Annotated in this window: 22 protein-coding genes; 10 read left to right on the top strand and 12 right to left on the bottom strand. The window is 61.9% G+C overall.

Annotation, left to right across the window (positions count from 1 at the left end):
• Positions 1 to 6: 6 nt before the first annotated feature.
• Entirely contained in the window at positions 7 to 804 is a 798-nt protein-coding gene (locus U1R88_RS20800; protein ID WP_322432955.1) for an SDR family oxidoreductase, read from the bottom strand.
• A 159-nt stretch (positions 805 to 963) separates the two neighbouring features.
• Here U1R88_RS20800 and U1R88_RS20805 point away from each other — a divergent pair, with 159 nt between their 5' ends.
• Together U1R88_RS20805 and U1R88_RS20810 are read left to right on the top strand one after the other, a co-directional pair.
• Entirely contained in the window at positions 964 to 1902 is a 939-nt protein-coding gene (locus tag U1R88_RS20805) for a 2-hydroxyacid dehydrogenase (protein ID WP_322432956.1), read from the top strand.
• A 9-nt stretch (positions 1903 to 1911) separates the two neighbouring features.
• Complete coding sequence (locus U1R88_RS20810; protein ID WP_322432957.1) at positions 1912 to 2940, top strand: L-idonate 5-dehydrogenase; 1029 nt, start codon at positions 1912 to 1914, stop codon at positions 2938 to 2940.
• A 100-nt stretch (positions 2941 to 3040) separates the two neighbouring features.
• On the opposite strand, the gene U1R88_RS20815 is transcribed toward U1R88_RS20810, so the two are convergent.
• On the bottom strand, positions 3041 to 4552 hold the full coding sequence (locus U1R88_RS20815; RefSeq protein ID WP_322432958.1) for a serine hydrolase: 1512 nt from the start codon (positions 4550 to 4552) through the stop codon (positions 3041 to 3043).
• A 993-nt stretch (positions 4553 to 5545) separates the two neighbouring features.
• Here U1R88_RS20815 and U1R88_RS20820 point away from each other — a divergent pair.
• The 3 genes from U1R88_RS20820 (at position 5546) to U1R88_RS20830 (ending at position 7284) form a co-directional block, all read left to right on the top strand.
• The gene (locus tag U1R88_RS20820) at positions 5546 to 6433 is read left to right on the top strand and encodes a hypothetical protein (RefSeq protein WP_322432959.1); all 888 of its coding nucleotides are present in this window, start codon (positions 5546 to 5548) and stop codon (positions 6431 to 6433) included.
• Positions 6434 to 6533: 100 nt separating this feature from the next.
• A complete protein-coding gene (locus tag U1R88_RS20825) occupies positions 6534 to 6848 on the top strand; it encodes a lysozyme inhibitor LprI family protein (RefSeq protein ID WP_322432960.1) in 315 nt (104 codons plus the stop codon).
• 199 nt (positions 6849 to 7047) lie between these two features.
• Entirely contained in the window at positions 7048 to 7284 is a 237-nt protein-coding gene (locus U1R88_RS20830) for a hypothetical protein (protein WP_068281713.1), read from the top strand.
• An 849-nt stretch (positions 7285 to 8133) separates the two neighbouring features.
• Here the strand turns inward: U1R88_RS20830 and U1R88_RS20840 are convergent.
• The 4 genes from U1R88_RS20840 to U1R88_RS20855 form a co-directional block, all read right to left on the bottom strand.
• Positions 8134 to 8382: a hypothetical protein gene (locus U1R88_RS20840; protein WP_322432961.1), complete on the bottom strand. Its 249-nt coding sequence runs from the start codon at positions 8380 to 8382 to the stop codon at positions 8134 to 8136.
• 420 nt (positions 8383 to 8802) lie between these two features.
• Positions 8803 to 9450 carry a 3-oxo-tetronate 4-phosphate decarboxylase gene (gene otnC / locus U1R88_RS20845; protein WP_322432962.1) on the bottom strand — a complete coding sequence of 216 codons (648 nt, stop codon included), beginning with the start codon at positions 9448 to 9450 and terminating at the stop codon, positions 8803 to 8805.
• Entirely contained in the window at positions 9447 to 10712 is a 1266-nt protein-coding gene (gene otnK, locus U1R88_RS20850; protein ID WP_322432963.1) for a 3-oxo-tetronate kinase, read from the bottom strand. The genes otnC and otnK overlap by 4 nt, the downstream gene beginning before the upstream one ends.
• A gap of 32 nt (positions 10713 to 10744) precedes the next feature.
• The gene (locus U1R88_RS20855; protein WP_322432964.1) at positions 10745 to 11749 is read right to left on the bottom strand and encodes a LacI family DNA-binding transcriptional regulator; all 1005 of its coding nucleotides are present in this window, start codon (positions 11747 to 11749) and stop codon (positions 10745 to 10747) included.
• Positions 11750 to 11913: 164 nt separating this feature from the next.
• Between U1R88_RS20855 and ltnD the strand changes: the two genes are divergently transcribed.
• From ltnD to U1R88_RS20880, 5 genes are all read left to right on the top strand, one after another.
• On the top strand, positions 11914 to 12828 hold the full coding sequence (gene ltnD, locus U1R88_RS20860; RefSeq protein ID WP_322432965.1) for an L-threonate dehydrogenase: 915 nt from the start codon (positions 11914 to 11916) through the stop codon (positions 12826 to 12828).
• Between the two features lie 5 nt (positions 12829 to 12833).
• The gene (gene otnI / locus U1R88_RS20865; protein ID WP_322433076.1) at positions 12834 to 13637 is read left to right on the top strand and encodes a 2-oxo-tetronate isomerase; all 804 of its coding nucleotides are present in this window, start codon (positions 12834 to 12836) and stop codon (positions 13635 to 13637) included.
• Between the two features lie 285 nt (positions 13638 to 13922).
• Positions 13923 to 14183, top strand: a complete 261-nt coding sequence (locus U1R88_RS20870; RefSeq protein WP_322432966.1) for a hypothetical protein — start codon at positions 13923 to 13925, stop codon at positions 14181 to 14183.
• Positions 14184 to 14329: 146 nt separating this feature from the next.
• A complete protein-coding gene (locus tag U1R88_RS20875; protein WP_322432967.1) occupies positions 14330 to 14461 on the top strand; it encodes a hypothetical protein in 132 nt (43 codons plus the stop codon).
• 49 nt (positions 14462 to 14510) lie between these two features.
• Positions 14511 to 14876, top strand: coding sequence for a hypothetical protein (locus U1R88_RS20880; protein ID WP_322432968.1), 366 nt, complete (start codon positions 14511 to 14513; stop codon positions 14874 to 14876).
• Positions 14877 to 15209: 333 nt separating this feature from the next.
• On the opposite strand, the gene U1R88_RS20885 is transcribed toward U1R88_RS20880, so the two are convergent.
• The 6 genes from U1R88_RS20885 to U1R88_RS20910 form a co-directional block, all read right to left on the bottom strand.
• Positions 15210 to 15986: an SDR family oxidoreductase gene (locus U1R88_RS20885; RefSeq protein ID WP_322432969.1), complete on the bottom strand. Its 777-nt coding sequence runs from the start codon at positions 15984 to 15986 to the stop codon at positions 15210 to 15212.
• Between the two features lie 13 nt (positions 15987 to 15999).
• Positions 16000 to 17148 carry a galactonate dehydratase gene (dgoD, locus tag U1R88_RS20890; protein WP_068281732.1) on the bottom strand — a complete coding sequence of 383 codons (1149 nt, stop codon included), beginning with the start codon at positions 17146 to 17148 and terminating at the stop codon, positions 16000 to 16002.
• Positions 17149 to 17210: 62 nt separating this feature from the next.
• Positions 17211 to 18842, bottom strand: coding sequence for a GMC family oxidoreductase (locus U1R88_RS20895; RefSeq protein WP_322432970.1), 1632 nt, complete (start codon positions 18840 to 18842; stop codon positions 17211 to 17213).
• Between the two features lie 15 nt (positions 18843 to 18857).
• Positions 18858 to 19793, bottom strand: coding sequence for an aldose 1-epimerase (locus tag U1R88_RS20900; RefSeq protein WP_322432971.1), 936 nt, complete (start codon positions 19791 to 19793; stop codon positions 18858 to 18860).
• A 3-nt stretch (positions 19794 to 19796) separates the two neighbouring features.
• The gene (locus U1R88_RS20905) at positions 19797 to 20804 is read right to left on the bottom strand and encodes an ABC transporter permease (protein ID WP_425545457.1); all 1008 of its coding nucleotides are present in this window, start codon (positions 20802 to 20804) and stop codon (positions 19797 to 19799) included.
• 12 nt (positions 20805 to 20816) lie between these two features.
• A complete protein-coding gene (locus U1R88_RS20910; protein WP_322432972.1) occupies positions 20817 to 22346 on the bottom strand; it encodes a sugar ABC transporter ATP-binding protein in 1530 nt (509 codons plus the stop codon).
• Between the last annotated feature and the right edge of the window lie 2 nt (positions 22347 to 22348).

Consider the following 22348-nt stretch of genomic DNA (forward strand, 5'->3'; position numbering starts at 1 on the left):
GAAAACCTACAGGCTCGAGGTGATCCCGCCATCGACATAGAGGACATGCCCGTTGACGAAGCTGGAAGCGTCCGAGGCGAGAAAGATCGCCGCGCCCGCCAGTTCCTTCACCTCACCCCAGCGGCCTGCCGGCGTGCGCTTCTCCAGCCAGGCCGAGAAATCGGCATCGGCGACCAGCGCGGCATTGAGCTCGGTCTTGAAATAGCCCGGACCGATGGCGTTCACCTGCAGGCCATGGCGGGCCCAGTCGGTGGCCATGCCCTTGGTCAGCATCTTCAGCGCGCCCTTGGTCGCGGTGTAGGGCGCGATGCCGGGGCGCGCCAACTCGCTCTGCACCGAGCAGATGTTGATGATCTTGCCCCGCCCTCGCGGAATCATGCGGCGGGCCACAGCCTGCCCGACCAGGAAGGCACTGTCGATATTGGTGGCACACAGGCGCTTCCAGGCGTCGAGCGGGAAAGTCTCCAGCGGCGCCCGATGCTGCATGCCGGCATTGTTGACGAGAATGTCGATGGGCCCCAGCGTCTGCTCGATAGCGGCAATGCCGGCCTCGACGGCTTCGGGATCGGCGGCGTCGAACGGCGCGATATCGACGGTAAAGGCTTTGGCGGCGAGTGCTGCCTTGGCGTCCTCAAGGCGATCGAGATTGCGGGCGTTGAGCACCACGCTGGCACCGGCACCGGCCAGCGCTTCGGCGATGGCGTAGCCGATGCCCTTGCTGGCCCCGGTTATCAGGGCCCTGCGCCCGGTCAGGTCGAACAGCGTCACGTCGGTCTCCCTCGTCTTCCCGGCGCCGCTCGACATCGACGCTCTTCCCTTTCAAATTGATATCGATAACAAAACTTGTCAACGCGGTTGCAGGGTGTCCCCTCCCTTTGCCTTCGAACGCCGAACGGAATCGAAAGATGCTTGCTCCCTTGATCAATTATGATATCGATAACAAAAATACTGCCTGAGGCGATAATGACGAAACCGGACCTGCTGATGATGGGCTCCTACCCCGACCGGGATATGGAAGTCCTCTCGAGCACCTATCGGCTGCACAAGCGCTGGGAGTTCGGCCCCGAAGGGCTTTCCGCCTCTGCCCGTCCCCTCATCCGCGCCATCGCCACACGCGGCGATCTGGGCGTGGACACCCAGACGCTGGAGATCTTGCCTCATCTGGAAATCATCGCCTGCTACGGTGTCGGCGTCGATGCCATCGATCTCGATACGGCGCGCCGGCGTGGCATTCGCGTCACCAACACGCCCGATGTCCTCAACGGCGACGTCGCCGACCTCGCGGTCGGCCTCGCCTTGGCCGCGATGCGGCGCATTCCGGCCGGAGACGCCCATGTGCGCTCGGGCGACTGGGCAAAGGGAAATCCGCCGCTGGCGCCGCGGCTGCACGGCAAGAAGCTCGGCATCGCCGGGCTCGGCCGCATCGGCGCGACCGTCGCCCGCCGGTTTTCGGGTTTCGACATGGATATCGGCTATTTCGGCCGTTCGCCGCACAAGGATGCGCCCCATCGTTTCTTTGATAACCTGACGGCGCTCGCAGCCTGGGCGGATCTGCTCGTCCTGACCCTTCCCGGCGGTGCTGCGACCCAGAAGGTCGTCGGCGCGGAGGTCCTGCGGGCGCTCGGGCCCGAGGGATATCTCGTCAACGTCTCGCGCGGAACCACCGTCGACGAGGAAGCGCTGCTGCAGGCGCTCGAGGACAAGACGATCGCCGGAGCCGGCCTCGACGTCTTCTGGAACGAACCGCACATCGATACCCGCTTTGCCAGGCTCGGCAATGTCGTGATGCAGCCCCATCTCGGCAGTGCGACGATCGAGACCAGGCTGGCGATGGGCCAGTTGGTGCGGGATAATCTTGCCGCGCATTTCGCCGGTGTTCCCCTTTTGACACCGGTCATTTGAGAGGTAGCCATGCGTGCTCTCGTCATCCACGGCCCCAAGGATCTGCGCCTGGAGGAGCGCGACCCCGGTCCGCTCCGGAATGGGCAGGTCATGGTCCGCGTCCAGGCCGGCGGCATCTGCGGGTCGGACCTGCATTATTTCAACCATGGCGGCTTCGGGGTCGTCAGGCTCAAGGAACCGATGATCCTCGGCCATGAGGTCTCGGGCGAGGTCGTCGAGGTCGCGGCGGATGTCGGCTCGCTGCGGCGCGGCGACCGGGTCGCCGTCAATCCGAGCCGCCCCTGTGGCCAGTGCCGTTATTGCCTGCAGGGCCTGCCCAATCACTGCATGGACATGCATTTCTACGGCAGCGCCATGCGCATGCCGCACGTCCAGGGCGCCTTCCGCCAACTCCTCGTCTGCGATGCCGCCCAATGCGAGGTCGGGCGCAATGCCGGCCCGGACGAACTCGCTTTGGTCGAGCCCTTCTCGGTTGCCCTGCATGCCGTGTCCCGCGCCGGCTCGCTGCTCGGGCGCCGTATCCTGGTGACGGGGTGCGGTCCGATCGGCGCATTGGTAGTGGCCGCCGCCAGGTTCCACGGCGCCGCCGAAATCATCGTCACGGATATCGTCGACGAGCCGCTCGCCATTGCGGCAAGGCTCGGTGCCGATCGCACCATCAACGCGGCGCAGACGCCCGAGGCCCTCGCCGCATTGGTGGTGGACAAGGGCCAGGTCGACGTGATGTTCGAGTGCTCCGGCAATGAGAAGGCCCTGCGCGCCGGCCTGGAGGCGATGCGCCCGCGCGGCATCATCGTGCAGCTCGGCCTGGGCGGTGATGTCGCCTTCCCCCAGAACCTGGTGGTCGCCAAGGAATTGTCGGTGATCGGCTCCTTCCGTTTCCATGCTGAATTCGCCCTGGCGACACGGCTGATCGACAGCGGCAAGATCGACCTGCGTCCCCTGCTCACCGGCAGCTTCGCGCTCGACAATGCCGGTGCGGCCTTCGCCCTGGCCAATGACCGCCGCCGCGCGATGAAGGTTCAATTGTCGTTCTGACGCCATCCGGGGAAGTGTCAACGCGCGTCCACCGGGAATCGTTGACCGGTGGACGCCGCATCACGCATCGACTGTGACTCCAGTTTCCCTTCGCCTTGCCTCAGCTTCCCCTGGGTCTCGCAAACGGGAAGATGCCGAGGATATTGTCGTTGAAATAGGCGGCGGTCATCGACGTCACCCTTCCTCCGGACAGCGCGAACCTGACCGAGTAAAGGGATCCCTTGGCGGTGAACTCACGGCCAGGATCCATCTGGAAGATGTCTGCGTCCCAGCGTTTGAGCACGAACTGCAACTTGCGGGGGCCGAGTTGCAGGATCAGATGATCGCCATTCGCCCAGACCTCGGCCTCGCCGAAATAGGCCGAGCTGTAGACGCCTTCATAGATGGCGAGCGGATGCGGAAAATTGGGTTTTTGAGGCGGAAGATTGCCAGCCAGATCGCCGGACGCCTTATAGAAATTCATGAAATGATCGTGCGCGATCTCGTACCAGTTGTTGCGCGTGACGTCGCCGAACTGGACGATGTCCATGAACTCCGTGACGATGGCCTCTGCGGCTCCCACGGGCGCGCCATTGGTGAGAACGACGATGCCCACATCGGCGTCGGGCAGGACATGGAACGCCGTCGCCGCCCCCACGAAGAAGGCGCCGGAATGGCTCATGGACATGCGCCCATTCGCGCCCGCGCCGACATTGAAGCCATAGCCGTAACAGCCCGACCGGGCGTTCTGGACCGGGGATCGCGCATTCACCGATTGCGGAGTGACCGACTCGACGAAGAACTTTTGCTCGATGTCGAGAGCAGGCTTGGAATCGGACCTGCCGAGCGCCAGCAGGAGGTCCATCCATCTGACAAGGTCGACGACATTGGAGGACACGCCACCCGCCGGCGCCTGCGCATCGGGGTTGCGTGGAAACGGACTGGGCGCGAAATCCGTCCCGTCATAGCTGTGGAGGGCGGCGCGGTTCTCGCGTTGTCTGAACTCGGCGTAGCGGTAGCTCGTGGCGAACATATGGAGAGGGTTGAAGAGATAGTCCCGGCCCAGCTCTTCCCAGGGCTTGCCCGCAGCCCTGGCAATGGCTTCCGCGCCGATCGTCAGGCCGAAATTGCAATAATTGTAGGTGACGCGGAAGGGATCGAGCGGCATCTGGTTGAGGCGGAGAAGGATATCGCTGCGCTGGTAATATAGCCCCTCGAGGTCGTCGCCCGCCGCCGCGGGCAAGCCGGAACGATGCGCGAAATAGTCGCCTATCGTGCCGCGTTCCCACACATAGTCGCTGGTCGGGTGGTAACTGTTACCCAGGAATTGGACCACGGGGTCCTCCCATATGGCCGCTGCATTTCCCTGTTCCTGAAAGTAGGTCATCATCCGCGCCGCGAGCGTCGCCGAAATCGACTTGGAGATCGAGGCGATCTGGAACACGGTTGCCTTGTCGACTTTCTCCCGCTTGTCCTTCGGCAGAGAAAGATCGCGATCGCCGACGCAGTAATAATAGGGCTGCCCACCGTGGATGACGCCTACGGCGATGCCGGGCACGCCAGACTTCGCCTTGACGGCGTCGACGATCGCCTCCAATCGACCCAGGGCTTTCTGGACGCCGTCTGCCGGCATGGACATCGCGTCCTGGGCCGGGACCTCGGCAATCTCCAATTGAAACGATGGGAATGTTGAGCGCTTCGATGAAGCGTCGAACCTGTTGGCGCTGTTGTGGAGATCATCGGCAGACATGCTTGCATCCTGTGCGATTGGCGAGGAATACGACGTCCGTTCAAGAATGGCGGGTTAAGAAGCCGGATCGCTCGATGGAAAGGCCTGCGAGGCTGCCCGATCCGGGCCTTCATACGAAAACGAGCGTGATCTTACTGTGAAAGCATCCATGGCCAGGTTCCTGCATTCAACTGCAGCGCTACAAGCCGTGGCTTCCCTCTGCACCGAAGTATCATCGTCAAAGCATAATTTGGCAGTCGCTACTTCAGCTGGTTTGCCTGTCAATGCTTTGGCGTAGCGATCGCTGTGACGCACCCCACCAGTAGCCAGATGCCACGCATCGTTGGATTCTTCCCAAAAAGCTCTACTGCGATTGTGTCATCACATGGACAAAAGGAAACGCTTCATTCCAAAGAGTAATTTATATTATTTAGTCAAATTTTTTAGGAAATTATATCAATAATTTGAATTATATTTAAAAATAAATGAAAAATTCCTAGAAAAATATAATTAAATTCAATAAAAAAATAATACGAAAATTTCCAATATTACCCAAACGATCACAGGAATTACGGCGCAGCGCTATTGCATCGTACTTCACGATCCGATTGGTGACCGACGTCTCGATAACACGCATTCGATATCATCTTGTGTTACCGTCGTTTCAGCTATTGTTCCGTTTTAGCGGGTATCGTTCTCGGCAGATCGGTCGCCGAGCCATTGCATTTTGAGAGGTATTTTGCTCCTCGGAAAAAGGGCGGCCCTCCGACAGCCCATGCACCCGAGAAATGGCCTGACGGCTTAGCAACCGGCCGCCCGAGCAGTCCCAGGCCGCCGAGTCCGGTGGTAGAAAACGAGGAGCCATATTGATCCTTCTTGGGATTATGGAGATCCGACATGTCGACAATGCGCAAGATTTTGCTGGCTTTAGGCACCGTGGTCGTGATCGGAGTGGCCGTCGGCACGAGCGTCTACTATTTCATCAAGGGCGTGGCCGACGCAGCCACCGTCTTTTTCGCGACCATCGCTGCCAGCGGGCCGGAGAGCGCCTATCGCAGCGCCTCCCCGGCATTCCAGCAGGCCATGAGCGAAAGCAGTTTCGCCGCACTCGCCAACCGGGCAGGTCTGGGACGCTTCAAGAGCGCGTCATGGCCCGAACGAGAGATCGAGAACGGCCGGGGCAGCGTGTCGGGGACGCTGTTGCTGGATGGGGACGTGTCTCTGCCTGCCAGGGTAGAATTGACCAAGAACGCTGCAGGCGCGTGGCAAGTCTTCAATTTTACCCTCCAGATGCCCGGCGTCGCTCAACAAAATGCCACTCAGCCACGACCCGCAACGAGCCTGTCCTCTCAAAGCCAGCCACCCAAGATCGTTGCCAGCACGCAGGAAGGCGATCGGGTTTCGGCTGAGATCGGTGATAGGACTTGGTCGGCAGGCGGCTCCTCGCTTATCGTTGTGAAGTTGGGCAGCACCGTTCTTGTCAACACGGCCCCCATCATCAAGCCGGATAAGACGATCGATGCGACGACACTGCGGCTGCAGTTCGACGCAAGCGCCACCGGCACCCAGAAGCTCACCCGCAACTGCCAGAAGAATGCCCCCTGCATCGAGCTCAGCACCAATGACAACCGCTACAAGACCGATGAGAGTCCGAACGCAGAGGCCGCATTGACCATCACGAAGATGGAAACCGGCAAGATCGAAGGCGATTTTTCAGCCGACATGGTCTCTTTGGAAGGCAAGCTCGCCCTTCATCAAGGCCACTTCGTCGTCTCGGTGCAATGACCGTGCAAAGCAGGAGGTGCCATCTATGATCTCGAAACATGCCCTTGCCGGCCTGTTGCTGCTCGTCACCCAGTCCGCAAATGCTCAATCGGATGCCGAGATGACCGCCTGCGTCGATCGCGCGGATGGCGTTTCGACCAACATGCTTGAATGCGGAAAGGCGGAAATTGCCAAGTGGGATGCCAGGCTCAATATCGCCTACTGGGCCTTGCTGCACAGAGAAGGCGGCAGCAAACGGATAAAGCTGCAGGCGGAACAAAAAGCCTGGCTTGTCCATCACCTCAGCGAGACCAAGCGCCTTGCGAGTGATCCCGACACCGGCTCCGGCGCCTTCATGATCTCACAAAGCTTCGAGCTGGACGATATCGCCAAGCGCACGCTCGAACTGGAGAAGCGCGTCCGCAACCCAGGCTAATCCCCCCGGCCGAGGTCATGGACGGCCAGCCCTGGCCAAATCTCGATCCAGCACATCGGAGTCGGAAGCTCCGATGAACAAGCAAGTGTTTTTGTTTCCATTACCGAGTCACGTTTATGTCACACGAAACAATAGATAGGCACAGTAGCGAAGATGCTCACAATACACCCAACATGCCCGACAGAGGTAGTTACCGATCATGAATGCAACCAGAGGCCTTACCCGATCCTTCAAGCCGCTGGTCATCCGCCTGGCACCGGAAATGCGGAAGCTTCTCGAAGGCCAGGCAAGTTTCAAAGGCATGTCGATGAACATGCTGATCAATTCTATCCTGGAGGAGCACGCTTACCGTTCCGTGGACATCCATGATCGGCTGAGCCGGCTGGAGTCGGATCTCGCGGCTATGCAACTCGACAAACGCGCCCAGCCACACTAGGTGCCCCTGGCAGGATCCAACTCACAAATAGAATTCTTGCAGCGGCCGAGATGTGAATCGGAGCCTGCATCGATCCGATCAAGCGGCAAAGTGTGGTGCCAACATCCCATGCAGGGCTGCACAAGGCGCTTGCCCGCCATAAACGATGGGACTGCCTGTCATCGGCGGCAGCCAGACCAGTCTCGAAGTGAACGAATCTTGTGACGCTGAACGTTGCTTACGCATGAGCCATCACGATGGGCTTTGAAGCCGATGCGGTTCCGCGCGGGCCAATACCTCAATAACCGGATTGAACAGGATCACCGAGGCGTCAAGCAATGCATCCGACCGGTGCTCGGTTTCAAGTCAATGGCAAGGGTCGAGGCCATGCCCTCAGCATCGAATTGATCCATGGGATGCACAGACGACACGCCTGATTTGCCGATAACCCGCGTCCGTCACTGGAAGCACAGCGCGAATTCCAGGCTAGGTGAATAATGGCGTGAATCAACTCGCCGGCGGCAAGATACTGCGCTCGATCAAAAAGACAGATTTTTGTCGAGCACCTTTCTGATCTCGACGAGAGATTCGAGAATTCGACCTGACGCAAAGGTCAGAAGACCGAACCCCAGTGCAACGGCACCTTCCAACTCCTGTGGAAGCAGCATCAAGGGAAAGGTCGACCCGCCAAGGGCATCATCGACGGGCTCGCCGCTTCGAGCATTGCATTTTGGTTGCGTTTATGGCCGCGACCCGCGGAAGACGGGTCGGCCAAGCTGACTTCCTCGCCCTTGGGTGCGGCTAGCCACCATACGCTATCGCGCTTCCCGCCGGGCACCCCTATGGTGCGCAAGGGTGGCAGAAGCAGCATCATTCCATCTCCGCAAGGCCCTGCGGTGTTTCCCCATATTTTGCCAGGATCACCGGCCGACTATCGCCAGTGCGCATAAACGCAACGGCCCCCACGATCGTTTCGTCGCCTTGCCCGATTCCCACGCAGAAGGCAGCACGGAAACGCGCCATCGTATTCGAATAGGCCCTTTGCCCCTGTCCGGCGACCAGGTTGCCCTGGCTGTCTCGAACGAAGGGGAAAATGATGTAGTGCGTCACACTGGGCATTGTTCTGATTCAGATCCTCCAGCGTATCCCAATATCGCGCCAGGATCACCGCGTCATCGTATGTTCCGGAGGCTGGATTGCGAGCGTCAATAAAGATTGCATTGCAACGAACACACCTGAAGCTTCAATGCGAAAAACGCAGGCATACAGGGAAAAGCCCGGCGATACGCTACACACCGGGCAGTCTTGTCGGATATGACAGAGCCGCTGAGCTTGACCACGGCGCTTCTTGAATAAAGCGGATGGTGCTCGGGCAGCGTGTCAAAACGCACACAGCGGGAGGGATACTACCCCTCGATCGCGCGCCGGCGGCGTGCGCTTCTGAGCTGTAGCGGCCTTCACGACACCTGCCAGGATATTTCCACGACAATGCGCTGATCGAATGGATCAGCCCAGTACTTGATGCGATCCAAGCAGATTCTATACTGAAGCTCTCATGAGGTCGTTGCGCTGATCTGAAGTGAGCGGTCTGATCCTTTCTCCTCTCAGCATCAAAAACAGCTTCGCGGTCTCCTCCAGTTCCTCACTTGCGTATTGGGCCTCGCGCAGCGACTTTCCTGCGACGACCGGACCGTGATTGGCGAGCAGTACCGCGTGACTCGTGCGTGCCCTCTCGCGAACCGCCTCTGCCAAAGCGACGTCTCCGGGGGCAAAATAGGGCGCCAGCGTCAGCTTCCCAACTCGCATGACATAGTATGCGGTGAGTGGTGGCAGCAGATCTTCGGGATCCAGGCCGTCGATCACGCTGACAGCCACCGCATGCGTCGAATGGAGGTGGACGACCGCCCCTACCCCCTGGCGCGCGCAGTACATGCATTGATGCAGAAACGCTTCTTTCGTGGGCTTGTCGCCATCGACGAAAACACCTTCCGCGGTGAATCTGGAAAGCCGCCCCGGATCAAGCGCTCCAAGGGAGGCGTTGGTTGGCGTCATCAGAAGATCGCCATTCGAGAGTCTTGCGCTGATGTTTCCGGTGGACCCAAAAGTGAAGCCGCGCTCGAACAAGGACTTGCCAACAGCCGCGATCTCATCTCGAACGCGGGTTGTCTCGGAAATCATGGCTGTCATTGCAGCAACTCCCAGGCCTTCAGGAAAAAGTCGGCTGCACCGAAGTTTCCCGACTTCAGCGCCATAGCCATCGGTTCCGCCTCCCCCATCGTCAGCGTCCAGGGAACGCCGGGGTCGATTTCCGGTCCGACATAGAGGGCGGCGGGTGCAAGGGCGCCAACCACCGCCCCGGACGTTTCGCCACCGGCGACGATAAGGCGTCGAACACCATTCGCACGCAGCATGACCGCAGTTTCCGCCAGGAAGCGCTCGATGATTTCACCGGCCTTCTGCCGTCCGAGGGCATCCTGCGCGGCGCGAACTTCGGTGGGGTCGGCGCTCGAGTAAATGAGGGGGGTGTTCTCCCCCTGCTCCAATGCCCAATCCGCTGCGCCGCCGACGGTGACACGCCCCTCCGCTATGTCGATCGGATCGATCCGCATAGAGGGCATGCCGGCGGCAATGGCAGCCTGTATTTGGCCCCTCGTTGCCTCCGAACATGAGCCAGCCAAGACGGCAGCGCCGCCGCGTGGTACCGTAAAGGGACCGGGTTCGGAATTGCCGGATAGCAATCCGGCACGGCGAAAATTCTCCGGCAGGCCGATCGCGATGCCGGATCCTCCGGTGATCAATGGAAAATCGGCAACGGCCTCCCCGATCGTCCGCAAGTCCTGGTCGGATATCGCATCGACGACCAGCACTCGATCGCCGAGCGTGCGCGCCGCCCCAAAGGCCTCACGCAGGGCGTCTACGCCCCGTGCAACAATCTCTTGTCCAACCAGCCCCACCTTGAGGGACGACTGCGCGGCCATCAGCCGTACCAGGGAGGAATCCGTCATGGGGGTCAGCGGATGATTCCGCATCGGGCTCTCTGAGAGGAGCTTCTCGGCGAGGAAGAGATGGCCTTTATAGATGGTTCGGCCATTTGCCGGAAAAGCCGGGCAAACGATGGTGAGATCCACGTCGAGCGCGGCAACGAGCGCATCGGTCACCGGCCCGATATTGCCCTTTGCCGTTGAATCAAAGGTCGAGCAATATTTGAAGATGACTTGCCGAGCGCCTGCCGCACGAAGCCACGCCAAGGCCTCAAGCGACATTACGACGGCTTCTTCGGCCGGGTTGGTCCTGGATTTGAGGGCAACCACGACCGCGTCGATATGGCTGAGATCGACGTCTCCCGGTGGAATGCCAATCGTTTGAATGGTTCGCATTCCCTCTCGGGAAAGCATGAGGGCGAGGTCGCTTGCCCCGGTAAGATCGTCAGCGATAGCGCCGAGTAACATCCCCTTCTCCTGTTTGCGAAAAGGCGGCCCGACTAGGCGGTCGCGCCTTCAATGATGGAAAACCCTGTGTCGATAACTGCAGGCTCAAATGCGCGGTCGGGAGATTTCAGGAGGGTCTCCACCGCCGTCTTGCCGATAGCAAAACGATTGGAAAGCACCGTCGTGAGAGGCTTCGGAAGCGCCTGGCCAATCTCCAACCCGTTGAATCCCATGAGGGCGAGCCGGTCCGGCACTGGTACAGCAGCAGCCAAACAGTGCATGTAGCCGCCGACGGCCATGTCATCGTTGGAAAACGCGACGGCCTCGATCTCGGCCCCGTCGGCGAGGATTGCCGCCAGGGCCCGCCGGCCGCTCAAGGTCGAGCTCGGTTCATCGACTCTATGTTCCGCGACCAGTGCCAGTCCGGCGTCCCCCAAGCCTTCGCAAAGCCCGAGATAGCGCGCACGGGCCCGGCGATCCGCGTCCCAATCATGCCCGACATAGGCGATCTTCGAGTAGCCGCGACCCTTGAGGTGGCGAGCCATGGCACGCCCCGCCTCGCGGTGAGAAAGGCCGACGGCAAGGTCGATCGGCCTGCGGTCGATGTCCATCAACTCGCCGATACGAACCTTGCTTCCCTCCAGCATCCGCCTCGCGGCATCGGTATGATCGAAGCCCGTGGTGATGATCGCCGCCGGCTGCCACGCCAGCAGCGACGAGATCAGTTGCTGTTCCTTCTCGAGGTCGTAGTCGGTCACACCAATCATCGGCTGATACGATGTTCCCGCCAGCCCGGCATGAATGCCGCGAAGCAATTCCGGAAAGACGATGTTCGACAGCGAGGGCAAGATCACCCCGACGATCATCGAGGAGGAAGATGCGAGCGAGCCGGCTGCACGGTTTGGCACATAACCGAGGGCATCAATGGCTTCGATGACTCGTCGGCGCGTCTCCGGCGCAATCGGCCCCTTGTCTCGGATGACCCTGGAGACCGTGTTCTCACTGACGTTTGCCAGTCTCGCCACGTGGGCGAGGGTTGGCGTTTCAAGCGCTGTCAAAGGACGACCTCACCGCAAGATCAGCGCCCCACGACGAATGCCCGGGCTCTATGTGTAAGCGCTAACATCATTCGCTTGATCCTTGCAATAGGATGTGATTAGGAAATGTTAGCGCTGAGATAAGCAAATTCGAGCTGTGTTGAAACTGGGAGGCGCCGTCCAAGATGAGCGACCAATCGACGATTGCCGTAATCGGTCTGGGCTCGATGGGATTGGGGATGGCGCGCTCGGCGCTCCGGGCCGGACGGACTGTAAGAGGGTATGACGTCAATGCAGATGCATTGAAGGCGTTCAGCCAGGATGGCGGTCTGCCGTCCACCAGCCTGCAAGAGGCGGCTGCCGACGCCGACATTGCCGTCATCGTTGTCGTGAACGCAGTCCAGACAGAAGCTGTGCTTTTCGCCGAGGGCGGCATCGTATCTGCCCTGCAGCCTGGGACGGTCATCGTCTCGTGCGCCACCATTTCACCCTCGGAGGCGAAGGGATTTGCATCACGCGCTGAAGCCGCAGGCCTGCTTTATCTCGACGGCCCAATTAGCGGTGGCGCCAAGAAAGCAGCTTCCGGCGACTTGACCTTCATGGCATCAGGCTCCGCCCAGGCCTTTGCCGCAGCCCGGCCAGCGCTGGAGGCGATGGCCGGAACTGTCTACGAGCTGGGCGACCAAGCGGGCATCGGCTCGTCCTTCAAGGTCGTCAACCAGTTGCTTGCGGGCGTCCACATCGCCGCGGCTTGCGAAGCAATTGCATTCGCCAAGAGCCTAGACCTCGATATTTCGCGCGTCTTCGAGGTGATCACCAAATCCGCCGGCAATAGTTGGATGTTCGAGAACCGTATTCCACATGTCCTTTCTGGAGACTACACCCCCCATAGTGCGGTTTCCATTTTCACCAAGGACCTTGGAATTGTTTCTGACATTGGGAGGAAGGGGAAGTTTCCGCTCCCGATCACAGCTGCAGCACTGCAGCTGTTCATCATGACGGAAGCGGCGGGCATGGGCCGGGACGACGACAGTTCCGTCGCTCGACTGCTCGCCAAGATCGCCGGCCTCCACCTGCCCGGCATGTCGGAAGAGGTTTGATCGAGATGCCCAAATTTGCCGCCAATCTATCGATGATGTTCAACGAGCGCCCCTTCCTGGAGAGATTTCAGGCGGCCTCCGACGCGGGTTTCGGTGCAGTGGAGTATCTGTTTCCCTATGACCATCCCGCAGAGATCGTCGCGGACGCGCTGGCGACGGCCGGCCTGAAACAGGCGCTCTTCAATATGCCACCCGGCGACTGGGTAGCGGGCGATCGCGGCCTGGCCAGCCTGCCCGACAGGCGCGCGGAGTTCCTCAAAGGGCTGGACCTCGCGGTATCCTACGCCAAGACGATTGGAACACCGTTGCTGCACATGATGGCGGGCAATGCTGCTTGGGATTCCCCTGCGTCGATTGCGGCCTACAAGGACAATCTGCACAGAGCCGCGGATGCGACGGCGCAGGCAGGCATTGGCCTCGTTATCGAGCCGATCAACACACGCGACATGCCGGCATACTTCCTGAACGACTTCGATCGGGCACTCGAGTTCATCGACGACCTCGATCATGCGAATGTCCGCCTGCAGTTCGATGTCTACCATCGCCAGATCCTGCACGGCGACGTCATCATGGCCCTGCGACGAATGGCACCGAAGATCGGACATATCCAAATCGCCGCCGTGCCGACACGCAACGAGCCGACAACCGGCGAACTCAATGACCCACTGGTGTTCAACGAGATCGACGCAATCGGCTATCAGGGCTATGTCGGGTGCGAATACCGCCCCGCCGGTGTAACCGAGGAAGGACTTGGCTGGTTGAAGGCGGTGCAGCTCCCCGACACCGGAACTCGCTCGACACTCGGGTAAGCAAGTTCGTTGCCTGAAGATTCGCAATGCGCCGAACAGCATCGGCGAATAAGGCCATTCGCTGACCGGAAACTTGATCGGATACGCAACTCACCATCAGTTCCCTCAAAGATGGCTGTTATCGAGATAAACTCGACGGCGGCCGCAAATGCCTGGGCGGCCATGCAATCGGCCGTTCCTCGCAGATCCTCCTGAGCCTCACCCCGCGCGAGGCATGCGGACCCCGAGCCCATGAGATCCGGTTCCCAAAGCAATCGATGGCTGACGCGGGAGCTGTCTTGGGACGTGGCACGTGGGCGTCGCAAGAACCTCGCCTCGATCGGCAACGGCCGGGACCGATATGGGCGCAAAGCGCCGATATCTACCGTCCTCGAAAAACTCACAGCCGGCCCGATCAAGACAAGCGGGGTGTGGCTCGACTTCGCCCATGCCGACGCCGGCGACATCTATTTCAATGGCGGCAGCACGATTACCGTCACGGGTCCGACCCACAGCGTGTTCTCGTCGGGCGGCGGCCTGATTTCGATGCGCGGCCGGCCGCGGTGATTTCATCCATGCCACCGGTACTGCCACCGTCAATGGCGGCACCGTTTATGTCGTTCCCGTCGAGGGCACCTACGAGATCGGTCGGCACTACAAGATCCTGACCGCCAATGGCGGCATCACCGGGCAGTTCGACAGGGTCACCGACAATGTCCCCTTCGTCAGGGTTTCGACTCCTGGGCCATCTGGGCGGCGGACGCAATGCCCGCATCGACCATGATACCGGCGGCTTCCTCATCGGCTTCGATACCCTGGTGCAGAGCTCGTTCCTGCAGGACTAACTCTTCGGCGAACTTGGCTATCGCATCAATTCCCCGTGTCGCGGCACCAATGGAAAATCGATTATTGAGGGAAGACGGCATCGCCCGCCGGGACGCGACTGTCGACAAGTTGAAAATACATTTAAACAACGCATTGGATATCTTGGCCCGTTATCGATACGCATTGTGGGCCATCATTGAATGCGTCCAGTACAGCGCCGACTCGAACCCCGTCTGGGCGCAGATCGCCAACAAGGTACTTGCCGAAACCAGTGACCTGCCCCGCGAGATGGTCCAGGGTGATGCTCGTGGCTGGCAGGTCGGCGCCAACATCTTACCGGATGGCCTGCGGCAGCCCCCCAAGCTGTCCAATGCGTCTCTGGAGACGCACAAAGCTGGGCCGTTGCCAATCAAAAACGACCCGAACCTGAAGTGAGCCTATCGATTCAACGGGATAGAGCGCGTCGTAGAGTATCGTTGGTTTAACGTGGTCAGCGTGCTGCAATTTGGTTGCGGGGCTCACGACCACCCATGCCGACATTCACTCCAAGTGCCCGTTTGATAAGGCCGATATGTAATTTCCTGCCACTTCTTAAGCGCAATTGGCCAGCGCCCGCCATAGGGATAGGGGGAGCTTTTCACCTGCCACTTTCTTCCATGCGGGTCCGTATCAAGCGGTTCGGGGCAGTGCTCGACTCTTCATTGTGGTGCATGAACGCCCCAGGGGGCCCTCACCGGAACCCAATTGATACCGTTGGAAGCTCGATGGTCAGGGATGCTGCTGGACGCTGAGGCCGCCATCCACGGTCAGGCAGGCTGCGTTCATGAAGGGACATTCGTCCGAGATCATGAACACCGCGGCAAGCGCGATTTCCTCGGGCGTGGCGATGCGGCCCCCCGGATGCAGCTTCAACGTCTGCGCCCTGGCGGCCTCGGGATCAGGGAAGCTGTTCCAGTAATCGATCACCTTCTGCGTCGAGACATAGCCGGGCGCGAGCGCGTTCACCCGCACGTTGCGGCCGGCATATTCCAGCGCCAGCGCCTTGGTCATGCCGAGCAGGGCATGCTTGGCCAGGGGATAGGGAAAGGTGTGGGGGATGATGGTGAAGGCATGCGTCGAGGCCATGTTCAGAATGACGCCGCCATCGTCTGCAATCATCCCTGGCAGGACCGCCTTGCAGCAGTTCCAGGCTCCCTTGAGGTTGACGTCGAAGCATTGCTGCCACTCTTCGTCCGTCGTCTGCAACGGCTCGGCAAAAACATTGATGCCGGCATTGTTGACGAGGGCGTTGATCTCGCCGATCGTCGAGGCGGCCTGTGAAACGGCACGCGCAATACCCTGCTCGTCGGTGATATCCACGGCCCGGTGAGCGATCGGCGCGCCCTGCCCCGCCAATTCGTTACTCACAGCGGCAAGAAGCGCCTCGTCCCGATCGATCAGGAAAACGCCGGCCCCTTCGTCCAGGAAAGCCCGGACCATCGCCAACCCGATGCCCTGGGCGGCACCCGTCACCAGAATACGCTTGCCTGTCAGCCGACCCGCCATCGCCGTTTCACCCCTACCATTCGGCCACGCTGCCATCCTCGTGGCGCCAGACCGGATTGCGCCAGCGATGGCCCTGCCGGGCCCGCTCCGCCACATAGTCCTCATTGACCTCGACCCCGAGGCCCGGTCCCTGCGGGATGGAGACGAAGCCATCCTCGTAGTGGAACACCTCCTTGTTGGAGATGTAGTCGAGAATGTCGTTGCCCTGGTTGTAATGGATGCCGAGGCTCTGCTCCTGGATGAAGGCATTGTAGCTGACGGCATCGACCTGCAGGCAGGCCGCGAGCGCGATCGGACCCAGCGGGCAATGCGGCGCAAGCGCCACGTCATAGGCCTCGGCCATGGTGGCGATCTTGCGGCACTCGCTGATGCCCCCGGCATGCGACAGATCAGGCTGGAGAATGTCGACATAGCCGTCCGCCAGCACGCCCTTGAAGTCCCAGCGCGAATAGAGCCGTTCGCCCAGCGCGATCGGCGTGGAACAATGATTGGCGATCTCCTTGAGCGCCTCCTTGTGTTCGGACAGGACAGGCTCTTCGATGAACAGGAGCTTGTAGGGGTCGAGCTCCTTGGCCAGTACCTTGGCCATCGGGCGGTGAACGCGGCCATGGAAATCGACGCCGATGCCGACATGGGGTCCGATCGCCTCGCGCACGGTGGCGATGGTCGCGACCGCCCTGTCGATCTTGTCATGCGTGTCGACGATCTGCATCTCCTCCGAGCCGTTGAGCTTGATCGCCTTGAAGCCGCGCGCCACCGCTTCCTTGGCATTGCTGGCGATGTCGGCCGGGCGATCGCCGCCGATCCAGGAATAGACCTTGATCTTGTCGCGGCACTGGCCGCCCAGCAGAGCGTGGATGGGCTGTCCCAGCGCCCTGCCCTTGATGTCCCATAAGGCCTGGTCGATGCCGGCGAGCGCACTCATATGCACTGCTCCGCCGCGATAGAAACCACCGCGATAAAGCACGTTCCAGTGGTCTTCGATCAGCATGGGATCCTTGCCGACGATGTAGTCGGCCAGTTCGTGCACAGCCGCCTCGACCGTCAATGCCCTGCCTTCCACGACCGCTTCCCCCCAGCCGGACAGGCCCTCATCGGTCTCGACCTTCACGAACATCCAGCGCGGCGGGACGATGAAAGTGGTCAGCTTGGTGATCTTCATGGTGCTATCCAATGATTTCTATGGGATCGGCCCGGGGCCCTGGCCCGGCCGCCCGCCGCAATTCATGAATGAAGGATGAGATCCGCAGCCTTCCCCGCCGCAGCGAGCACGGCGGCGTTGGTATTGCCGCTGACGATGGCCGGCATGATCGAGGCGTCGACGACCCTGAGGCCCTCGATCCCGCGCACCCGCAGATCGGGCGTGAGAACCGCCTCGGGATCGGCATCGTGGCCCATCCTGCAGGTCCCGACGGGATGATATCCCGTCTTGACCGTACGCCGGCAATGGGCGGCGATCGCCTCGTCGCTCGTCACGGCGGGGCCGGGGAAGATCTCCTTGTCGATCAGGTCGCGCAGGGGCGCGGCAGCCAGCACCTGCCGCGCAAAGCGGAATCCGGCCATCGTCGTGGCAAGGTCGTCGGGATGGCCGAAGATCTGGGTGTCGATGATGGGGTCGGCGAGAGGATCGGCGCTGGCGAGCGTCACGCGGCCGCGCGCCTTGGGCCGCAGCAGCAGCGAATTGATGGTGACGCCGTCGCCAGGGTCGGTGCCCATCACGTCCCTGTCGAGATAGACTGTCGGCACGCAGAACATCTGGATGGTCGGTTCGGCACTGCTCCCGGTCGGATCGAAGAAGGCGCAGGTTTCCACGCCGGTGGTCGAGGCCGGCCCCGTGCCGAACAGCAGATATTGCAGGCCGGCCTTGATCATCGGCCAACCGCGGTCCTGGCGATAGTAGCCGAAGCTTCCCCGCGTCGTGGCGACGACGGGACACTCGTAATGGTCCTGGAGGTTGCGCCCGACGCCGGGCAGTACAACCTTGGCGGCGATACCGTGACGGGAGAGCTCGTCCTCGGGGCCGACGCCCGACAGCATCAGAAGCTTCGGCGTCTGGTAGGCCCCGGCTGCCAGGATCACTTCAATGCCGGCCTCCGCTTTATGGCGGCTCCCGCCCTGCAGATAGTCGACGCCGACCGCACGGCCCTGCTCGATGCGGATCCCCGTCACCGTCGCATCGGTCACGATGGTCAGGCGGGGATCACGCATCACCGGGGCGAGAAAGGCCGTGACGGCGCTGCAGCGCCGGCGGGTGGTCCAGTCGATGGTGTGCTGCATGAAGCCGACGCCGAATTGGGAAGCGCCGTTGAAATCGGGATTATAGGGAATACCCATGCCTTGCAGCGTCTTCACATAGGTCCGCGTCATCGGGCTGGTATGGCCGAGATGCGAGACCTTGAGCGGGCCGCCGACGCCATGGAAAGTATCGGCCAGGTGGTCATTGTCCTCCTGCGCCTTGAAATAGGTCAGCATGTCCTCATAGGACCAGGCGCCGTCATTGGCGGCGCCGGGTGCGGTCACCGCCGCGTTCCAGCGCGCATAGTCGCCGGGCTGGCCGCGCATATAGACCATGGCGTTGACGGTGCTGCCGCCGCCGAGCACGCGCCCCTGCGGAACGATCGGCCCTCGCCCGTCGAGCTGGGGCTGCGGCGCGGTGTGGTGCATGGCCAGGTAGGTATCCTTGGCCAGGAACTTCATATAGCCGGCCGGAAAATCGATGATCGGGCTGGCCTTCGCCGGCCCGCGCTCGATCAGCAGCACGCGCGCCTTGGCTCGCCTGACGAGATGGGAGGCGACGACACAGGCCGCACTGCCGCCCCCGACGATAATGAAATCGAACTGCCCCTTGTCGGACATGGCGGCCTCCAGGGCTCAGGCGCTTTGACGGAGATGGTCGCCGCCCTGAAGCGGCCGGCCGGAAAGACGTTGCGGTCGAAGCCGGACGCTGCCGGCCAATGTCTCCCCGGGCCCGAGAACCATGAGATCTCCGAGATCCGGCAGGTTGTGGCCATTGGCCAGGTGCGACATCGGCTCGAAGCAGAAATAGTCCCGCTGGAAGGAGGGATCGAATTGCGTGTCGGAAACGAAGAGGAAGGCGTGCCTGAACACCGGGTCGGCCTCGAGGCGGAGCTGCATGTCCCGTTCCGGCCAGGTGATCGCGGCAAGGTCGTTCCAGCCCTGCATGCCATTATTGACCCATCGATCCGGAATAGTGCGTGGCGCGGAAAAATCGAGCTCCTCGGGAATGGCAACGGGCTCGCCGGGGAGCCATTCCTCCACTTCCGTCCACAGCGCGTTCACCTTCGCCATCAGCGTCGTGGCCGGGGTGAGGGGGAAATAGGGGTGCCATCCCAGCCCGAACGGCAGGGGCGCGCGGCCGCGATTGGTCACCGCCAGCCGCATCTCGAAAACACCGTCGACGAGGGCAAAACGCTGCTCGGCCTCGTAGACATAGGGCGTGCCGCCTCCCGCATGCGAGAACACCATGGCGAGGCCTGTCGGCTCCTGCGCAGTGACGCGCCAATCGGCCTGCCAGCCCTCCCCGTGCAGATAGTGCCTGTCCCAACCCGTGTTCGGTTCCAGGACATGGTCCCGCCCCTCGAAGCGGAAGTGGTTGTCCCTGACGCGATTGCCGAACGGCACCAGCGGATAGCAGGCCGAGGACAGGGCGTCGGCGTCCGGCGAGGACGCCGGGCGCAGGAGAGGAATGCGCACGCCGTCCTCCTCCCACCACAGGCCGAGGACGAGCCCGCCCGCCGTCGACAATTGCGCCCGCAGGCAGCCGTGCTGGAGATCGACAACCGGCATGTCCTAGCCCTTGTTTCGCGCCATGGAGCGCTTGATGGCCTGGATGTTGGCCAGCACGGCGATGACGATGATCAATCCGCGCACGACCTGCTGGAAGAAGGGGTTGATGCCCAGCAACACCAGGCCGTTGCCGATCAGCGTGATGACGAGGACGCCGAGTAGCGTGCCGAGCATCGAGCCTCGTCCGCCCGAGAGCGAGGTGCCGCCCACGACGACGGCGGCGATGACGTCGAACTCCAGGCCGCTCGCGGCGGTGGCATTGCCCGAGCCCAGCCGCGAGACCAGGAGGATGCCGGTGACGGCGGCCATGGCGCCGCCGATGGCAAACAGCATGACCCGGATGCGCACGACGTTGATACCGCTCAGGAAGGCGGCCTGCGCATTGCCCCCAATGGCGAAGACGCTGCGGCCGAAGGCGGTCTTGCGGCTGACGAAGGCAAAGACGCCGAAGAGCACCAGCATGATGATCGCAGCAGGCGGAATCCCCAGGACCGGCCGGTCGAGCGCGTCGACGATATCATTGCGCCCGATCGACACCGGCAGGGCATCGGTGATGAACAGGGCAATGCCGCGCAGCGCGCTCCACAGGCCCAGCGTGGCCACGAAGGACGGCACGTCGAAGAACGCCCTCAGCACGCCGGCGATCGAGCCCAAGAGACCGCCGACCACGATGGCCAGGGCGAAGGCCGGCACTGTCGGCACGCCCCACTGCAGGAAATAGGCCAGCACCACCGAGACGAAGGCCACCATCGGACCGACGCTCACATCGATCTCGCCGGCGATGATGATCAGCGTCGCCGCCCAAGCGGCGATGCCGATCGTGGCGGCGTCGCGCAGGATGTTGATCTGGTTGTTGAACGAAAGGAAGCCGGTGGCGCTGGCCGTGAACACCACGTAGAGCACGATGATCGCCGCGAACAGGCTCAATTCGTTCATGTGGCGAGAGAAATCGAAGCCTGCACGGACGCCTCGATCCGAAACAGCGCCCCCTGCGGTTCTGTCCTGTGACATCGCGTATCCTCGTCAGTGTCCGGCGATGCAGGCGGCCATGACGGCATCCTGATCAATCTCGGGCGCAGTGAATTCCTCGGCAAGCCGGCCCTCGCGCAGCACGAGCACGCGATCGCAGACCAGCGGCAATTCCTCGATCTCGCTGGAGACGAAGACGATGCCGCGCCCCTCGGCGGCAAGCTGCCTTATGATGGCGTAGATCTGGGACTTGGCTTCCACGTCGACGCCGCGGGTGGGCTCGTCGAGCAGCAGCACGCGGCTGCGCGCATGGACCCAGCGGCCGATCACCACCTTCTGCTGGTTTCCGCCCGACAAAGTGCCGATCGGCGTGTCGGTGCGGGCGGTCTTGACGTGGAGATGCTCGACGATCCGGCGCGTGGCGGCGGCCATCAGGCCGGCGGAGAGCACGCCGCGGCGGCTGACAGCCGCAAGATCCGTCACCAGCGTATTTTCATCGACACCGAGCAGGGGAACGATGCCTTCCTCCTTGCGGCTCTCGGGGGTGTAGCCGAAACCGCGCTCGACCATGTGACGATAGCGTGCGCCCGTCACCGGCTTGCCGTCCACATGGATCTCGCCACGGTCGGCCGCGCGCACGCCCATGATGGCTTGCAGCAATTCGGTGCGCCCCGATCCCAGGAGCCCGGCAATGCCGAGGACCTCGCCTTGCCGCAGGCGAAAGGACACGGATGACAGTTTCGGCGCCAAAGCAAGATCCCTCACTTCGAGCAGGATGTTGTCTGCGACCCGGTTCTCCAGCTGTGCAGCCGGCCCGCTTTCCGAGCCGAGCATGAGGCGGACGATCTGGCGTGTGTCCGCCCCCTTCACGTCGACGGTATCGATCACCCGTCCATCGCGCATCACCGTGGCGCTGTGCGCGACCCGGCGGATTTCGTTCATGCGGTGGCTGACATAGATCACGGCGATGCCTTCCGCCGCAATGCGTGTCACCGCCGCCATCACCCGCTCGGCCTCGGCGGCCGCAAGCGAGCTGGTCGGTTCGTCCAGGATCACCAGCCGGGGCTTGCCGATCAGCACGCGTGCGATCTCCAGCAATTGCCTTTCGGCCGGCGAAAGGCTGGCAACGAGCCGCCTGGGCGACAGGTCCAACCCCAGCCTTGCCATGGCCTCAGCAGCCTCGGCCTCCATCCGTGCGGATTGGATCACACCGCCCTGGCGCGGCCAGCGGCCGAGGAACAAATTCTCGGCCAGCGACATGCCGGGCACCAAGCTGAGCTCTTGATAGACCACGCGCACGCCGCTGGCAAAGGCGGCCTGTGCGCGGGCGGAGCCGGTCTGGCCCAGTGCCTGGCCGGCAATCTCGACCAGGCCGCTGTCGGGCAGCTCGGCACCGGTGAGCAGGCGGATCAGGGTCGACTTGCCCGCACCATTCTTGCCCAGCAGGGCCCTCACCTCGCCGGCCGCCACCTCGAAGGTGACGTCGTCGAGCGCCAGCACGCCGGGATAGCGCTTGGTGCAATTGCGGATGGAGGCAACCCGTTCGGCGTCGGCCAACGGGCCTGGGGAAATGGCTGGCGTCATGT

It is taken from the genome of Labrys sedimenti (assembly GCF_034424805.1).
In the GTDB taxonomy this organism is placed as follows: Bacteria; Pseudomonadota; Alphaproteobacteria; order Rhizobiales; family Labraceae; genus Labrys; species Labrys sedimenti.

Coding starts and splice junctions, on each gene's coding strand:
- U1R88_RS20815 (WP_322432958.1), bottom strand. CDS start 4,552: ATGCCGGCAGACGGCGTCCAGAAAGCCCTGGGTCGATTGGAGGCGATC.
- U1R88_RS20820 (WP_322432959.1), top strand. CDS start 5,546: ATGTCGACAATGCGCAAGATTTTGCTGGCTTTAGGCACCGTGGTCGTG.
- U1R88_RS20800 (WP_322432955.1), bottom strand. CDS start 804: ATGTCGAGCGGCGCCGGGAAGACGAGGGAGACCGACGTGACGCTGTTC.
- otnC (WP_322432962.1), bottom strand. CDS start 9,450: ATGACAGCCATGATTTCCGAGACAACCCGCGTTCGAGATGAGATCGCG.
- U1R88_RS20885 (WP_322432969.1), bottom strand. CDS start 15,986: ATGGCGGGTCGGCTGACAGGCAAGCGTATTCTGGTGACGGGTGCCGCC.
- U1R88_RS20830 (WP_068281713.1), top strand. CDS start 7,048: ATGAATGCAACCAGAGGCCTTACCCGATCCTTCAAGCCGCTGGTCATC.
- ltnD (WP_322432965.1), top strand. CDS start 11,914: ATGAGCGACCAATCGACGATTGCCGTAATCGGTCTGGGCTCGATGGGA.
- U1R88_RS20805 (WP_322432956.1), top strand. CDS start 964: ATGACGAAACCGGACCTGCTGATGATGGGCTCCTACCCCGACCGGGAT.
- U1R88_RS20900 (WP_322432971.1), bottom strand. CDS start 19,793: ATGCCGGTTGTCGATCTCCAGCACGGCTGCCTGCGGGCGCAATTGTCG.
- U1R88_RS20880 (WP_322432968.1), top strand. CDS start 14,511: ATGGAAAATCGATTATTGAGGGAAGACGGCATCGCCCGCCGGGACGCG.
- dgoD (WP_068281732.1), bottom strand. CDS start 17,148: ATGAAGATCACCAAGCTGACCACTTTCATCGTCCCGCCGCGCTGGATG.
- U1R88_RS20825 (WP_322432960.1), top strand. CDS start 6,534: ATGACCGCCTGCGTCGATCGCGCGGATGGCGTTTCGACCAACATGCTT.
- U1R88_RS20895 (WP_322432970.1), bottom strand. CDS start 18,842: ATGTCCGACAAGGGGCAGTTCGATTTCATTATCGTCGGGGGCGGCAGT.
- U1R88_RS20910 (WP_322432972.1), bottom strand. CDS start 22,346: ATGACGCCAGCCATTTCCCCAGGCCCGTTGGCCGACGCCGAACGGGTT.
- U1R88_RS20810 (WP_322432957.1), top strand. CDS start 1,912: ATGCGTGCTCTCGTCATCCACGGCCCCAAGGATCTGCGCCTGGAGGAG.
- U1R88_RS20840 (WP_322432961.1), bottom strand. CDS start 8,382: ATGCCCAGTGTGACGCACTACATCATTTTCCCCTTCGTTCGAGACAGC.
- U1R88_RS20905 (WP_425545457.1), bottom strand. CDS start 20,804: ATGTCACAGGACAGAACCGCAGGGGGCGCTGTTTCGGATCGAGGCGTC.
- otnI (WP_322433076.1), top strand. CDS start 12,834: ATGCCCAAATTTGCCGCCAATCTATCGATGATGTTCAACGAGCGCCCC.
- otnK (WP_322432963.1), bottom strand. CDS start 10,712: ATGTTACTCGGCGCTATCGCTGACGATCTTACCGGGGCAAGCGACCTC.
- U1R88_RS20875 (WP_322432967.1), top strand. CDS start 14,330: ATGTCCCCTTCGTCAGGGTTTCGACTCCTGGGCCATCTGGGCGGCGGA.